Source organism: Peterkaempfera griseoplana (assembly GCF_001418575.1).
Taxonomy (GTDB): Bacteria; Actinomycetota; Actinomycetes; order Streptomycetales; family Streptomycetaceae; genus Peterkaempfera; species Peterkaempfera griseoplana.
Map to the genome: position 1 here is coordinate 1 of NZ_LIQR01000133.1, position 14,606 is coordinate 14,606.

The following is a 14,606-nucleotide window of genomic DNA, read 5'->3' on the forward strand; positions in this document are numbered from 1 at the left end:
CCCCGTCCCCCGCCCCGCCGCCGCTGCGCGCGCTGCGCTGGGACGACTCGCCGGACGGTCCCGCGCTGCTGCTGCTGGACCAGACGAGGCTGCCCGCCGAGGAGCGGGAGATCGTCTGCACCAGCATCCCGACCCTGGTGGAGTCGATCGGCCGGCTGGCGGTGCGCGGCGCTCCGGTGCTGGGTCTCGCCGGTGCCTACGGGGTGGCGCTGGCCGCCGCCCGGGGTTTCTCGGTGGCCGACGCCGCGGAGCAGCTGGCCGCCGCCCGCCCCACGGCCGTCAACCTGGCCGTCGGGGTGCGCCGGGCGTACGGCGCCTACCGGTCGCATCTGGCGGCCAAGCCGGGGGACGAGGACGGCGCCGCCGCGGCCGCCCTGGCCGCGGCCCGCGCGATGCACCGGGAGGACGCCGAGGCGAGCACCGCCATGGCCCGCCACGGTCTGGCGCTGCTGGACCGGCTGGTTCCCGGCGGCGCCCACCGGCTGCTCACCCACTGCAACACCGGGGCGCTGGTGTCGGGCGGCGAGGGCACGGCGCTGGCGGTGGCGCTGGCCGCCCACCGGGCGGGCCGGCTGCGCCGGCTGTGGGTGGACGAGACCCGGCCGCTGCTGCAGGGTGCCCGGCTGACGGCGTACGAGGCGGCGCGGGCGGGGATGCCGTACACGCTGCTGGCCGACAACGCGGCCGGTTCGCTGCTCGCCGCCGGGGAGGTGGACGCTGTACTGGTGGGCGCGGACCGGATCGCCGCCGACGGCTCCACCGCCAACAAGGTCGGCAGCTATCCGCTGGCGGTGCTGGCCCGCCACCACGGCGTGCCGTTCGTGGTGGTGGCGCCCAGCACCACCGTGGACCCGCACACCCCGGACGGGGCGGGTATCGAGGTGGAGCAGCGGGCCTCACAGGAGGTGGCCGAATTCGCCGGGGTGGCGGTTGCTCCCCCGGGGGCGACGGCGTACAACCCTGCCTTCGATGTCACTCCCCCCGAGCTGATCAGCGCGATCGTCACGGAGAAGGGTGCGCTTTCACCGGTGGATGTGAGCGGGATGACACAGCTGTGTGCCATGTCACTGTCGAGTAATGAGACGATGTGAAGCATGAAGGGACGCGTCCTGGTCGTCGATGACGACACCGCACTGGCCGAGATGCTCGGCATCGTTCTCCGTGGTGAGGGTTTTGAGCCCTTCTTCGTCGCGGACGGGGACAAGGCGCTCACGGTTTTCCGGGAGAGCAAGCCCGACCTGGTCCTCCTCGATCTCATGCTGCCCGGCCGCGACGGCATCGACGTCTGCCGGCAGATCCGGGCGGAGTCCGGGGTTCCGATCGTGATGCTCACCGCGAAGAGCGACACGGTGGACGTCGTCGTGGGGCTGGAGTCCGGCGCCGACGACTACGTCATCAAGCCGTTCAAGCCCAAGGAGCTGGTGGCCCGGGTACGCGCCCGGCTGCGCCGCGCCGAGGAGCCCACCCCCGAGCAGCTCGCCATCGGTGACCTGGTGATCGACGTGGCGGGGCACTCGGTGAAGCGGGACGGCCGGTCCATCCCGCTGACCCCGCTGGAGTTCGACCTGCTGGTCGCCCTGGCGCGCAAGCCCTGGCAGGTCTTCACCCGTGAGGTGCTGCTGGAGCAGGTCTGGGGCTACCGGCACGCCGCCGACACCCGGCTGGTCAACGTCCATGTGCAGCGTCTGCGCTCCAAGATCGAGCGGGACCCGGAGCGGCCCGAGATCGTGGTGACCGTGCGCGGCGTCGGATACAAGGCCGGACCCAGCTGACGTGAGCAGTGAGCACTACCAGGACTCCCCGTCCCGCGACTCGGCGGGCGGGGAGTCGGCTTCCGTGGGCCGTGACGGTGCGCGCACCGGCCGCCGCGGAGTGATACCGCTGGCCGCCCTGCTGGGGCGGCAGGTCAGGCGGCCGTTCCGGCGTGGGGTGGCGCTGTGGCGCCGCTCCATCCAGCTGCGGGTGGTGGCCACCACCCTGGTGCTGTCGCTGGGCGTGGTGCTGCTGCTCGGCGTCGTGGTGATGGCGCAGGTCCGCACCGGACTGCTGGACGCCAAACGGCATGTCGCGGAGAGCCAGGCCGCGGGTGGCTTCTCGGTGGCGCAGAAGCAGATCGACGCGGCCCGTGAACTGCCCAAGACCGGCAGCGGGGCCGATCCCTCCACCGAGGACATCGGCGACTGGATGGGCAAGCAGGTCGACCAGCTGGCGAGCAGCGGGCAGGGCGTCTACTCGGTGGTGGCCCTGGTGCCGTCCAACGCGGTGGCGCAGACCTCCGACAACTCCGGGGTGCGCAGCCCCCGGACCACCGGCAACGTCTCCCCGCAGTCCATCTCCCCCGAGTTGCAGCAGAAGCTCGCCGACCACCCGGGGACGGTGCAGGAGCAGCCCACCGTCATCGTGCGCGACCAGGGGGACGGACCCCGGCGCGAGGCCGGCCTGGTCATCGGCAAGCAGCTGACCGGCCCCGGCCGGACGGCGTACCAGCTCTACTACGTCTTCCCGTTCGGGCAGGAGACCAAGACCCTGGGCCTGGTGACCGGCACCCTGGCCACCGCCGGAGTCTTCGTGGTGGTGCTGCTCGGCGCCATCGCCTGGATGGTGGTGCGGATGGTGGTCACCCCCGTGCGGATGGCCGCGGGCATCTCCGAGCGGCTGGCCGCCGGCCACCTCGACGAGCGGATGAAGGTCACCGGCACCGACGACATCGCCCGGCTGGGTGACTCCTTCAACGAGATGGCCAACGCCCTGTGGGCGCAGATCCGGCAGCTGGAGGAGCTCTCCCGGGTGCAGCGGCGCTTTGTCTCCGACGTCTCCCATGAGCTGCGCACCCCGCTGACCACCGTCCGGATGGCCGCCGACCTGCTCTACGAGGGCCGCGAGGACATGGACCCGGCGTCGGCCCGCTCCGCGGAGCTGCTCCAGGGCCAGCTGGACCGCTTCGAGTCGCTGCTCTCCGATCTGCTGGAGATCAGCCGCTTCGACGCCGGAGCGGCCGTTCTGGACGCCGAGCCGGCGGACCTGCGGGAGATCGTGGCCCGGGTGGTGGAGGCCGCGGAGCCGCTGGCCGCAGCCAAGGGCAGCGCGCTGCTGGTACGCGGCACCGAGGAACCCGTGATGGCGGAGGTCGACCCCCGCCGGATCGAGCGGATCCTGCGCAACCTGGTGGTCAACGCGCTGGAGCACGGCGAGGGCCGCGATGTGGTGGTGCGGCTGGGCTCCGGGGAGGGCTCGGTCGCGGTGGCCGTACGTGACCACGGCATCGGCCTCAAGCCCGGTGAGGCGTCCCGGGTCTTCCACCGCTTCTGGCGTGCCGACCCGGCCCGCCAGCGGACCACCGGCGGCACGGGGCTGGGTCTCTCCATCGCCCTGGAGGACGCCCATCTGCACGGCGGCTGGCTGCAGGCCTGGGGGGAGCCGGGCGGCGGTTCGCAGTTCCGGCTCACCGTGCCGCGTACCCGCGGCGGGGAGATCGGCCGGTCGCCGATCCCGCTGGAGCCCGAGGACTCCCGGCACAACCGCGGACTGGGCGCGCCCGGCACGCCGTACCGGCGGGTCGCCCGGTCGGCCTGGGCCGACCCGGCCGCCGCGGAGAGCGGGCCGGAGGCGCCGGAGAACGGCGGCGGCTTCGGGCCGGGCCTCGGCGGGGTGCTCACCATCGGACCGGGGCTGGGTGCCGGGTCGCGGGCCCAGGGGCGTCCGGCTGCGGATCCCTCCGACGTCCGGGCGGGCTCCGCGGGGTACGGTGCGACCGGCGCACATGTGGTGGTGGACCGCGGCGGCGGCAGATCCGGCCCGGCAGGGCCGGAGACCGCACCCGGGGGCGCAGCGGAGGAGGAGCGGGACGGTGCGGAGGAGGGCTGACCGGCGGCTGATCGCGGCCGCGCTGCCGCTGGCGGTGCTGCTGGCCGGATGTGCGGCGATGCCGGACAACGGCGAGGTGTCCGAGGTCAATGCGGCCGAGCACGGTGACGACCAGAACCTTCAGGTCCGGGTCTTCCCGGTCCATCCGCAGAAGGGCCTGGACCCGCAGGAGCTGCTGCAGAACTTCCTGGACGCCACCGTCGGCGACGAGGCCGGCTACACCACGGCCAAGGAGTACCTCACCGAGCAGGAGGCCCAGCGGTGGCGCCCCGAGGCCAAGGTGGTGGTGCTCACCGGCAACCCGCAGTTGCGGCTGACCACCACCACGGACAGCCGGGCGCAGGTCACCGCGGACGGCAACAGCGTCGCCGAGCTGGACGGCAACAAGACGTTCCGGCCGGAGAAGGGCGGCTTCCGGACCGTCTTCACCTTCGAGAAGGTGAAGGGCGAGTGGCGGATCTCCCATCTGCCCGACGGCCTGATCGTCAACGAGACCAACTTCAGCAATGTCTACGAACGGGTCAACCGGTACTACTTCGCCGCGGCCGACCCGTCCGGTCCGGCGTCCGGCAGGTCCGTGCTGGTGCCGGACCCCATCTACCTCCGGCGCCGGATAGATCCGCTCACCGAGGCGGCCAAGGCGGTGGCCGAGGGCCCCTCGGAGTGGCTGGCCCCCGCCGTGACCTCGGCTCTGGACGGGGTGACCGTGCTGTCGCAGCAGACGTCCCCGGACGACAGCCGTGAGGTCCGGGTCAAGGTGAGCGCCCCCGATCTGCGGGAGCGCCACCAGGGCTGCCTGCGGATGGCCGTCCAGCTGCTGAGCACCTTCACCGACCAGGCCGCCGGCAGTGTGAGCCGGGTGTCCGTCCTGGACCGCAGCGGGCGCAGCGGCTGCCAGGCCGATGCCCAGCAGGTCCGCGCCTACACGGCCGTCTCGGCGGGCGGCCTGTACTACCAGGAGTACTCCAGCCGGCAGCTGATGAAGCTGGCGGGCGACGACGGATCCCTCGCGGGCACCCCGGCGCCGGCCGACTCCGTCCGGGTCCCCGGACCGCTGGGCGACCCGCACCAGCAGCCGCGGATGCGTTCGGTGGCGGTGCGGCGCGACGGCGGGCTGGCGGCCGCCGTGCCGCAGAACGGCAGGGCGCTCTACGAGGCCGCTCTGACCCCCGGTGCCAAGCTGGAACCGATCCCGCAGGTCACCAGCCAGGCCGGGCCGGGCCTCTCCGAGCCGACCTGGGACGCCCAGGGCGACCTGTGGATCGCCGACCGCGACCCGGCCGCCCCCCGGGTGCTGATGGTGCGCGGGACCCACGCCTACCCGGTGACGGTGGAGGGCCTCGGCGGCCGCACCGTCCAGGACCTGAGGATCGCCTCGGACGGCACCCGTATCGCGCTGCTGCTGGCCGACGCCGAGGGCGCCCGCACCGTGGAGATGGGCCTGGTACGGCACTCGGGCACCCAGGCCGCACCGCAGGCCGTGATCAGCGGGCTGCGCCCGGTGGCTCCGCAACTGGTCGATGTGACCGCGGTCTCCTGGGCGGACACCGATCAGCTGCTGGTGCTGGGCCAGGAGGCCGAGGGCGTCAAGCACCCGCAGCTGGTGGGCGTGGACGGCTCGCACAGCGACGCCACCACCCTGCAGGCGCCCGAGGGGGAGACCCGGGTGGCGGCCTCGGAGGACCCCAAGTCCGCGGTGTACGCGGACTCCCAGGACCACACGATCTACCGGCTGGAACCCAACGGGCAGTGGCGAGCGGTGGCCCGCAACGCGATGGGGCCGCTCTACCCGGGCTGAGCCCGCGGCCCGGGTCGTCCGGGAGCCGTGGTGCGGACGCCCCTCACGGGGTGGGGCCGGTGCGCGCGCCCGGGCCGCCCGCACGGCGGCCGCGGTCCCGGCGCGCCGTGGCCGCGACGGTGGCTGCGGCGACCACCTCGGCACCGGCCGCGGCCAGTGCACGGGCCGCCTCCGCGAGGCTGGCGCCGGTGGTGACCAGGTCGTCCACCAGCACCACCGGACGCCGGTGCAGCAGGGGAGCCGCGGACGGCCGTACGGCCAGCGCACCCGTGAGGTTGCGCCATCGCTCCGGGGCGGTCAGGCCGGACTGGTCGGCGACCGCTCTGACGGGCCGCAGCAGCGGGGCGGTGCGCCCGTGCAGCCCCTCCCGGCGCAGCTGCCGCAGCGCGGCGCGGGCGAGCCGCTGCACGGGGTCGTGGCCACGGGCCCGTACCGCACGGCGGGTGGAGGGCACCGGGACGAGCAGCAGCGGGCCTCCCGCCGGGGCCGGGAGGCCCGCTGCTGCCCGTACGGCGGTGGCCAGGGCGGCGCCGAGGGGTGCGGCAAGGCGCAGGGCGCCCCGCTCCTTGTGGGCCAGCAGCAGGGCCCGGACCGGGCCGGCGTACTCGGCTGCGGCGAAGACCGGCGGCAGGCCGGGCGGCGGGGGGTCGGGGCGTACCGGGTGCCCGGTGGCGCGCGCGAGGGCGGTGCGGCAGCCGCTGCACAGCTGGCTGCGGGCCGCCCCGCAGCCGGCGCAGCGGGTGGGGAGGAGAAGATCCAGCAGGGCGTCCAGCGGGCGGGTGGCGGATTCCACGGGTCCTCCCCGGAGCTGTGGCGGATGGTGCCGGGTGCCAGGGTGACGAAGGGCGTGGCGGATGGGTCCTGGTTTCCCGCAGATTCATCACAATGGGGGTAATGCCACCCGAACTGCTGTGCCCAGCAGTCCAAGAGGCTACGTTCGGTCGTGGAACGGGTGTCCGTAGGCCGAAGAGGCGGAAACCCGGGCAGAGGTGTTTCATGGGGTTTCAGCCGTCCCTGGTGGGGAGGAAGTGGTGAGAGAAGCGGTTCCGCCCGCCACCCCGACGTAGGGGTGAACCGCAGGGCGGACGGACTGCGTACTCAGTGGGCCGCGCGGGGCCCTGGCCCCGCACGGCGTTCAGCGCAAGGGAACGGAGTTCTGCGTGGACATCGTCGTCAAGGGCCGCAAGACCGAGGTGCCCGAGAGGTTCCGCAAGCACGTGGCCGAGAAGCTGGAGAAGATCCAGAAATTCGACGGCAAGGTGATCAGCCTCGACGTCGAGGTGTCCAAGGAGCGCAACCCGCGCCAGGCGGACCGCAGCGAGCGTGTCGAGATCACGGTGCGCAGCCGCGGCCCTGTGATCCGTGCGGAGGCCTGCGCCGGCGACGCCTATGCGGCGCTGGACATGGCCACCGCAAGGCTCGACGCCCAGCTGCGCAAGGCAGCCGACCGGCGGCGTGTGCACAAGGGCGGTACGGGCCGTACCCCGATCAGTGTGGCCGAGGCCACCGCGGCGCTGGCCGCTCTGCCGGAGACCACCCCGCAGGGCGGGGAGTCCGAGGTCGGGGTGCCCAAGACCCGGATCGGGTCGATGGAGGTGGAGGGCGACGGGCCGCTCGTCGTCCGCGAGAAGGTCCACGCCGCCGCCCCCATGGCGCTGGACCAGGCGCTGTACGAGATGGAGCTGGTGGGGCACGACTTCTACCTCTTCGTCGACACCGACACCGGTATGCCGAGCGTCGTCTACCGGCGCCACGGCTACAACTACGGGGTGATCCACCTCAAGGCCGACGGCTCCGCCCCCAGCGGTGAGCTGGGCGGCGCCGGAGGGGCGATCGGCGAGGCGGACGAGGAGTAGTCCGGCCGCACCGGACCGCCCGCCCCGGGATCCTGGGGCACAGGAGAGTTGACGTACCGGCGCCGGGCCCGCGACCACGGTGGGCCCGGCGCCCGCGCCGGGGGCGCAGGTGGGATGTGTACGTCCCGCTGGATGATCAGGCCGTCCGAGCGCCGTGGAATGATGGCGCCCAGTCCCCGGTGAACACGCGGGGTGCCCGACCAGTCACGTGGCCGCCGCACCGGCTACGAGGGGGAGGAGCGGATGGGGGAGCGTTTCAGCATGGGGCCCGTGGAGAGGGGCGGTGTTCCTGCCGCCGGTGCGGTCGAGGAGCCGCAGGGTTCGCGCGCCGAGCCGATCCGGGTGCTGGTCGTCGACGACCATGCCCTCTTCCGGCGCGGCCTGGAGATCGTGCTCGCGCAGGAGGACGACATCCAGGTGGTGGGCGAGGCCGGGGACGGCGCCGAGGCCGTCGAGAAGGCGGCCGACCTGCTGCCCGACATCATCCTGATGGATGTGCGGATGCCGCGCCGCAGCGGGATCGAGGCCTGCACTGCGATCAAGGACGTGGCGCCCAGCGCCAAGATCATCATGCTGACCATAAGCGACGAGGAGGCCGACCTCTACGAGGCCATCAAGGCCGGCGCCACCGGCTACCTGCTGAAGGAGATCTCCACCGACGAGGTGGCCACCGCCATCCGCGCAGTCGCCGACGGCCAGTCACAGATCAGTCCCTCCATGGCCGCCAAGCTGCTCACCGAGTTCAAGTCGATGATCCAGCAGCGCAGCGACGAGCGGCCCCTGGTCCCCGTGCCCAGGCTCACCGAGCGCGAGTTGGAGGTGCTCAAGCTGGTGGCCACCGGGATGAACAACCGGGACATCGCCAAGCAGCTCTTCATCAGCGAGAACACCGTGAAGAACCATGTGCGCAACATCCTGGAGAAGCTCCAGCTGCACTCCAGGATGGAGGCGGTGGTCTATGCCATGCGGGAGAAGATCCTCGAAATAAGCTGACTCCGGCCGTCAGGCCGCGGCAACGGCGGCGGTGAGCGGGCCAGCCAGAGGCTCCGGCACCACCCGCTCCACCTTCACCGCGTCGCAGCCCACCCAGGCGGCGGCCTCATGGAGCGCCCGCGCCATCGGCACCACCGCGGCGGGTGACTCCAGAGTCGCCTGACGGGCGATCAGGGTCCTTCCCTCGCGCGCCGGATCGACCCTGCCCACCAGCCGGCCGCCGGTCAGCAGCGGCATGGCGAAGTAGCCGTACACCCGCTTGGGCTTGGGCACATAGGCCTCCAGCCGGTGGGTGAAGCCGAAGATCCGCTCGGTGCGGGCCCGGTCCCACACCAGTGAGTCGAACGGGGAGAGCAGCGTGGTGCGGTGGCGACCGCGCGGCACGGTGGCGAGTGCCGCCGGATCCGCCCAGGCCGCTCCCGGCGCTCCACCGCGCCCCCACCCCTGGACCCTCACCGGGACCAGCCCGGAGTCGGCCACCACCGCATCCACCTGCTCGTTCCTCAGCCGGTGGTAGTCGGCCAGATCGGCCCGGGTGGCCACGCCCAGCGCCGCGCCGGCCTGGCCGACCAGCTGACGCAGACAGCTCTCGTCGTCCGGATCCTGCGCCAGCAGTCCGGCGGGCACGGCGCGCTCCGCCAGGTCGTAGACCCGCTTCCAGCCACGGCGCTCGGTGCAGACCACCTCACCGACGTCCAGCAGCCACTCAATGGCGATCTTTGTCTCCGACCAGTCCCACCACGGGCCGCCGTTGCGGGCGCCGCCCAGGTCGCCGGCGGTCAGCGGCCCGTCCGAGCGCAGCCGGGCCCGTACCTCGGCGCAGGACTTCTCGGCGTCGGCCAGCCGGTGCCAGCGGTGGCCGCGGGCGGTGAACGCCCGCCGCCGGAAGGCGAAGAGCGGCCACTCCTCGATCGGCAGGATGCAGGCAGCGTGCGACCAGTACTCAAAGCTGGTGCCCGCGCCCCAGTAGGCGGCCTCCACCGCGGACCGGCCCACCGCGCCCAGCCGGGCACAGGGGACCAGCTCATGGGAGCGGGCCAGTACCGAGATGGTGTCCAGCTGCACCGCCCCCAGGTGCCGCAGCACCCCGCGCACCCCGGCCCGCCGGTCGGGCGCGCCCATCATCCCCTGGGCGCGCAGAGCCAGCCGGCGAGCCTCGTCGGCGGAGAGTTCGACGGTGGGCGGGGGAGTCGGCGCGACGGTCATGCCCAGAAGCGTAGAGGCGGGCACCGACAGACGGACCGGTGGTGCGGGCGCCGGACGGACCCGCGCCACGGCCGGGCGGGCCGGCCCACCAGGGCGGCCCGGGCAGCCTCGGGTGGCCCGGGGGTCCGGGTGGGCCGCGGCCGCCGCCCTGTCGTCAGCGTCCCAGCGGGTCGCACGGCGGATCGGTGGACAGCCGGGCGTGCAGATGCATGTCCAGCAGGTCCCCCGCGCCGTTGGACAGCGCCTCCCGCAGGATCCCCTCCAGCGGGTAGCCGCAGCGCACCGCTATCCGGCAGGAAGCGTCGTGCCCCATCGCATGTCCCAGCTCCAGCCGGTGCAGGGCGAGCTCGGCGAACGCCCAGCGGGTGACGGCCGCCAGCGCGCGGGAGGCCACCCGGCCGCCGCGGGCGCCGGGCAGCGTCCAGTAGCCGACCAGACCGCGGCGCCGCCGCCGGTCCACATCCTGCAGCGAGACATTGCCCAGCACCGCACCGGTGGCTTCGTCCCGAACGCACCAGGACGCCCTGGTGCCGCAGGCCCAGCCCTTGGCGCGGACCGCCAGCCAGCGGCGCACCTCGGTGTCGCCCGGCTCCTTGTGCACCGCGACCGGGTTCCAGCGGCCCATCTCGGGGTCGCCCAGGGCGATCCGCAGCGCGGCGGTCTCGTCCGCCGCTCCGTCCTCGCTCCAGGGGCGGAGCAGCAGGCCGTGGGCGCAGAGGGTGGCGGCCGCCGCCGGCAGCGGTTCACTCATCGTGCGGTCCGGTCGGTGGGCAGCAGCGCGCCGATCCAGGCGTCGCGGCGTTCGCCGCGCTGCTCCAGGTAGGAGCGCAGGGTCCCCTCGAAGACGAAGCCGACCCGCTCGGCGACCGCCCGTGAGCCCTCGTTGCCCACCCCCGCCAGCCACTCCAGCCGCCGGGTCCCCAGCGTGGCGAAGGCCCAGTCGCAGACCGCGGAGACGGCCTCCGCGGTGTAGCCGCGGCCGCGGTGCTGCGGGGCGGTCCAGTAGCCGACCTCCGCGAAGCCGGGCCGCCCGGGGAAGCTGAGCCCCACGGAGGAGACCAGCGCGCCGTCACGGGTGAAGCTGCCCCAGTTGTAGAGGGTGTCGTTCTCCCAGCCGTCGGGGCTGATCTGGTTGACGAAGCCCTCGGCGTGCTCGGGCAGGTACGGGGACGGCACCACCGTCCACCGCTGGATGTCCTCGTCCTGGCAGGCCAGGTAGACGGCCTCGGCGTCCTCCGGGCCGAGCGGCCGCAGCAGCAGCCGGGGGGTTTCCAAGATCACGGGTTTCATCGGCCGAGTATCCCCGAGGGGTCCGGGACGGGAACAGTTCTTTTCGGGAACGCGGCGGCGGCATCGTACGTCCACAGGGTGTGGACGGAGCGCCGCGGCGCCCGTATCACCCGGAATGAACGACGGTGGGTGGATTGCCCCCCAGGGTGACACGGGATCGCGGTGCTGACGGACCTCCCGGCCTGCGCGCCTCCTCGCATACGATGGCCGGTGCGGTGGGGAAGCTCCGCCGTGCAGTCGTGCGCCCGAAGTCGAGTGCCAGTCCAGGCAAGGAGCCCGCTCACGTGTCCGTCTTCGACAAGATCCTGCGCGCCGGTGAAGGAAAGATCCTTCGCAAGCTGCAGCGGATTGCTGCCCAGGTCAACTCCATCGAAGAGGACTTCGTCAACCTCACGGACGCCGAGCTGCGCGCACTGACCGACGAGTACAAGCAGCGCCTTGAGGACGGCGAGACCCTCGACGACATCCTCCCGGAGGCCTTCGCCACCGTGCGCGAGGCTGCCAAGCGCGTCCTCGGCCAGCGCCACTACGACGTGCAGCTGATGGGCGGCGCGGCCCTGCACCTCGGCTATGTCGCCGAGATGCGCACCGGTGAGGGCAAGACCCTGGTCGGCACCCTGCCCGCCTACCTCAACGCACTGACCGGCAAGGGCGTCCACCTGATCACGGTCAACGACTACCTCGCCGAGCGCGACTCGGAGTGGATGGGCCGGGTGCACCGCTTCCTCGGCCTCGAGGTCGGCGTCATCCTCGCCAACATGACCCCGGCCGAGCGCCGCAAGCAGTACGCGGCCGACATCACCTACGGCACCAACAACGAGTTCGGCTTCGACTACCTGCGCGACAACATGGCGTGGGCGCAGGACGAACTGGTGCAGCGCGGCCACAACTTCGCCATCGTCGACGAGGTCGACTCCATCCTGATCGACGAGGCCCGTACCCCGCTGATCATCTCCGGTCCGGCCGACCAGGCCACCAAGTGGTACGCGGACTTCGCCAAGCTGGTGCTGCGTCTCAAGCGCGACCGCGACTACGAGGTGGACGAGAAGAAGCGCACCGTCGGCATCCTGGAGGAGGGCGTCACCCGGGTCGAGGACTACCTCGGCATCGAGAACCTCTACGAGTCGGTCAACACGCCGCTGGTGGGCTTCCTCAACAACGCCATCAAGGCCAAGGAGCTCTACAAGAACGACAAGGACTACGTCGTCATCAACGGCGAGGTCATGATCGTCGACGAGCACACCGGCCGTATCCTGGCCGGCCGCCGCTACAACGAGGGCATGCACCAGGCGATCGAGGCCAAGGAGGGGGTGGAGATCCAGAACGAGAACCAGACGCTGGCCACCATCACCCTGCAGAACTTTTTCCGCCTCTACGACAAGCTCGGCGGCATGACCGGTACCGCCATGACCGAGGCGGCCGAGTTCCACCAGATCTACAAGCTCGGCGTGGTGCCGATCCCCACCCACCGCAATGTGCAGCGGCTCGACCAGCCGGACCTGATCTACAAGACCGAGCCGGCCAAGTTCCGCGCCGTGGTCGAGGACATCGTCGAGAAGCACGAGAAGGGCCAGCCGGTCCTGGTCGGCACCGTCTCGGTGGAGAAGTCCGAGTACCTCTCCCAGGAGCTGCGCAAGCGCGGCGTCCCGCACGAGGTGCTCAACGCCAAGCAGCACGAGCGCGAGGCCCAGATCGTGGCCCAGGCCGGCCGCAAGGGCGCCGTCACCGTGGCCACCAACATGGCCGGCCGCGGCACCGACATCATGCTCGGCGGCAACTCCGACCACCTCGCCGCGGCCGAGCTCGCCCAGCGCGGCCTCTCCGCCTCCGAGACCCCGGAGGAGTACGAGGCCGCCTTCCCCGCCGCCCTGGAGAAGGCCAAGGCCCAGGTCAAGGCGGAGCAGGAGGAGGTGCAGGCGCTCGGCGGCCTCTACGTCCTCGGCACCGAGCGGCACGAGTCGCGCCGGATCGACAACCAGCTGCGCGGCCGCTCCGGCCGCCAGGGCGACCCGGGCGAGTCCCGTTTCTACCTCTCCCTCGGCGACGACCTGATGCGGCTCTTCAAGGCCGGCATGGTCGAGCGGGTGCTGGCGATGGCCAACGTCCCGGAGGACGTGCCGATCGAGTCCAAGATGGTCACCCGGGCCATCGCCTCGGCGCAGTCCCAGGTCGAGCAGCAGAACTTCGAGATCCGCAAGAACGTCCTCAAGTACGACGAGGTGCTCAACCGGCAGCGCGAGGTCATCTACGGCGAGCGCCGCCGGGTCCTGGAGGGCGAGGACCTGCAGGAGCAGATCGGCCACTTCATGGACGACACCGTCGACGCCTATGTCGCGGCGGCGACCGGTGAGGGCTTCGAGGACGAGTGGGACCTCGAGAAGCTGTGGACGGCCCTGCGGCAGCTCTACCCCGTCACCCTCTCCCTGGAGGAGCTGGAGGAGGAGGCCGGCGGTCAGGCCGGGCTCACCTCCGACTTCATCGAGGAGGCGATCAAGGAGGACATCCACGCGCAGTACGCCGCGCGTGAGGAGCAGCTCGGCGAGGAGATCATGCGCGAGCTGGAGCGCAGGGTCGTCCTCTCCGTGCTGGACCGCCGCTGGCGTGAGCACCTCTATGAGATGGACTACCTCCAGGAGGGCATCGGCCTGCGGGCGATGGCCCAGCGCGACCCGCTGGTCGAGTACCAGCGCGAGGGCTTCGACATGTTCTCCGCGATGATGGAGGGCATCAAGGAGGAGTCCGTCGGCTATCTGTTCAACCTGGAGGTCCAGGTGGAGCAGCAGGTCGAGGAGGTTCCGGTCGAGGACGCCGAGCCGGTGGCGCTGGAGAAGGCCGAGGAGGTCCGCCCCGAGATCCGGGCCAAGGGCCTGGAGGCCCCGCAGCGCCAGCGCCTGCACTACACGGCGCCGTCGGTCGACGGCGAGGGCGGCGTGGTCGAGGGCGAGTTCGCCGAGGACGCCGAGGTCGAGGACCCCGACGCCGGCCTCACCCGCGCAGAGCGCCGCCGGGCCGCCAAGGGCGGCCGGCGCCGCAAGAAGTAGCACCGGCAGGCAGCACCACCGACGTCCGGAGGGCGTCACCGGCGGGTTCCGTACCGCCGGTGACGCCCTCCGCCGTTTCCGCTAGCGGGTGTCCAGGGCGGCGCACTGCCACTGCTGGGAGCGCGGATGCCGCTCCAGCCGGAAGACCACCATCCGGCTCCTGGCACCCGACTCCACCCGGGCGCACACCTCCAGGACCCCGGGCGCAGGGGCGCTGTCGTACACCCGGCGCACCACCGGGCGTGCCTGTCCGGGCCCGGCGCGCAGGGTGCCGCGCTGCACCAGCCGGGTCAGTTCGCCGTAGGCGGTGTGGGTGGTGTGGCGGGACAGCTGCCCCGCGGGGCGGACACCCGACAGCACCTCGACCAGCCGCAGGGCGAACCGGGTGGCCAGCTCGTTGAGGTCTCCGCGGGCAGGGGCCGCGCAGTGCGGCCCGGAGGGTCGCCGTGCCCGGCTGTGGTCCGGGCGCCGCCCGTGGACCCGGCCCAGCCGGGCCGTCAGGGATCCGGGCGGCGGAGCGGGACGGCGGGTGGGGCAGCGGGCACCGGGTGCCCCCGG

Annotated in this window: 12 protein-coding genes; 7 read left to right on the forward strand and 5 right to left on the reverse strand. The window is 72.6% G+C overall.

Going from position 1 to position 14,606, the window contains the following annotated elements:
• Positions 1–23 precede the first annotated feature (23 nt).
• From mtnA to AOK09_RS11205, 4 genes are read left to right on the forward strand one after another with little or no spacing between them, the layout of a single operon-like run.
• Positions 24–1,091 carry an S-methyl-5-thioribose-1-phosphate isomerase gene (gene mtnA, locus AOK09_RS11190; protein WP_055587011.1) on the forward strand — a complete coding sequence of 356 codons (1,068 nt, stop codon included), beginning with the start codon at positions 24–26 and terminating at the stop codon, positions 1,089–1,091.
• A 3-nt stretch (positions 1,092–1,094) separates the two neighbouring features.
• Positions 1,095–1,772 (forward strand): MtrAB system response regulator MtrA, encoded by a 678-nt coding sequence (gene mtrA / locus AOK09_RS11195; protein ID WP_055587002.1) that lies wholly within the window; start codon positions 1,095–1,097, stop codon positions 1,770–1,772.
• Position 1,773: 1 nt separating this feature from the next.
• Positions 1,774–3,864 (forward strand): MtrAB system histidine kinase MtrB, encoded by a 2,091-nt coding sequence (gene mtrB / locus AOK09_RS11200; RefSeq protein ID WP_055587003.1) that lies wholly within the window; start codon positions 1,774–1,776, stop codon positions 3,862–3,864.
• Entirely contained in the window at positions 3,848–5,662 is a 1,815-nt protein-coding gene (locus AOK09_RS11205; RefSeq protein ID WP_055587004.1) for an LpqB family beta-propeller domain-containing protein, read from the forward strand. The genes mtrB and AOK09_RS11205 overlap by 17 nt, the downstream gene beginning before the upstream one ends.
• 43 nt (positions 5,663–5,705) lie before the next feature.
• On the opposite strand, the gene AOK09_RS11210 is transcribed toward AOK09_RS11205, so the two are convergent.
• Complete coding sequence (locus tag AOK09_RS11210; RefSeq protein ID WP_175609287.1) at positions 5,706–6,455, reverse strand: ComF family protein; 750 nt, start codon at positions 6,453–6,455, stop codon at positions 5,706–5,708.
• Between the two features lie 367 nt (positions 6,456–6,822).
• On the opposite strand from AOK09_RS11210, the gene hpf reads away from it, so the two are divergent.
• On the forward strand, positions 6,823–7,518 hold the full coding sequence (hpf, locus tag AOK09_RS11215; RefSeq protein ID WP_055587005.1) for a ribosome hibernation-promoting factor, HPF/YfiA family: 696 nt from the start codon (positions 6,823–6,825) through the stop codon (positions 7,516–7,518).
• Between the two features lie 261 nt (positions 7,519–7,779).
• Complete coding sequence (locus AOK09_RS11220; RefSeq protein ID WP_245687239.1) at positions 7,780–8,511, forward strand: response regulator; 732 nt, start codon at positions 7,780–7,782, stop codon at positions 8,509–8,511.
• A gap of 9 nt (positions 8,512–8,520) precedes the next feature.
• On the opposite strand, the gene AOK09_RS11225 is transcribed toward AOK09_RS11220, so the two are convergent.
• From AOK09_RS11225 to AOK09_RS11235, 3 genes are all read right to left on the reverse strand, one after another.
• Positions 8,521–9,717 carry a winged helix-turn-helix domain-containing protein gene (locus AOK09_RS11225; protein ID WP_107101306.1) on the reverse strand — a complete coding sequence of 399 codons (1,197 nt, stop codon included), beginning with the start codon at positions 9,715–9,717 and terminating at the stop codon, positions 8,521–8,523.
• 154 nt (positions 9,718–9,871) lie between these two features.
• Positions 9,872–10,468: a GNAT family N-acetyltransferase gene (locus tag AOK09_RS11230; RefSeq protein ID WP_055587007.1), complete on the reverse strand. Its 597-nt coding sequence runs from the start codon at positions 10,466–10,468 to the stop codon at positions 9,872–9,874.
• Positions 10,465–11,007 carry a GNAT family N-acetyltransferase gene (locus AOK09_RS11235; protein WP_055587008.1) on the reverse strand — a complete coding sequence of 181 codons (543 nt, stop codon included), beginning with the start codon at positions 11,005–11,007 and terminating at the stop codon, positions 10,465–10,467. Before AOK09_RS11235 ends, AOK09_RS11230 begins: the two co-directional genes overlap by 4 nt.
• A 284-nt stretch (positions 11,008–11,291) precedes the next feature.
• Here AOK09_RS11235 and secA point away from each other — a divergent pair, with 284 nt between their 5' ends.
• A complete protein-coding gene (secA, locus tag AOK09_RS11240) occupies positions 11,292–14,048 on the forward strand; it encodes a preprotein translocase subunit SecA (RefSeq protein WP_055587009.1) in 2,757 nt (918 codons plus the stop codon).
• Positions 14,049–14,129: 81 nt separating this feature from the next.
• On the opposite strand, the gene AOK09_RS11245 is transcribed toward secA, so the two are convergent.
• Positions 14,130–14,606 (reverse strand): Rv3235 family protein (locus AOK09_RS11245; protein ID WP_055587010.1); only part of this gene is annotated, 477 nt, incomplete at its 5' end.

What these genes read in the sequence shown, in the direction of transcription:
- AOK09_RS11220 (WP_245687239.1), top strand. Translation starts at nt 7,780, where the DNA reads ATGGGGCCCGTGGAGAGGGGCGGTGTTCCTGCCGCCGGTGCGGTCGAG.
- AOK09_RS11235 (WP_055587008.1), bottom strand. Translation starts at nt 11,007, where the DNA reads ATGAAACCCGTGATCTTGGAAACCCCCCGGCTGCTGCTGCGGCCGCTC.
- mtrA (WP_055587002.1), top strand. Translation starts at nt 1,095, where the DNA reads ATGAAGGGACGCGTCCTGGTCGTCGATGACGACACCGCACTGGCCGAG.
- AOK09_RS11225 (WP_107101306.1), bottom strand. Translation starts at nt 9,717, where the DNA reads ATGACCGTCGCGCCGACTCCCCCGCCCACCGTCGAACTCTCCGCCGAC.
- AOK09_RS11230 (WP_055587007.1), bottom strand. Translation starts at nt 10,468, where the DNA reads ATGAGTGAACCGCTGCCGGCGGCGGCCGCCACCCTCTGCGCCCACGGC.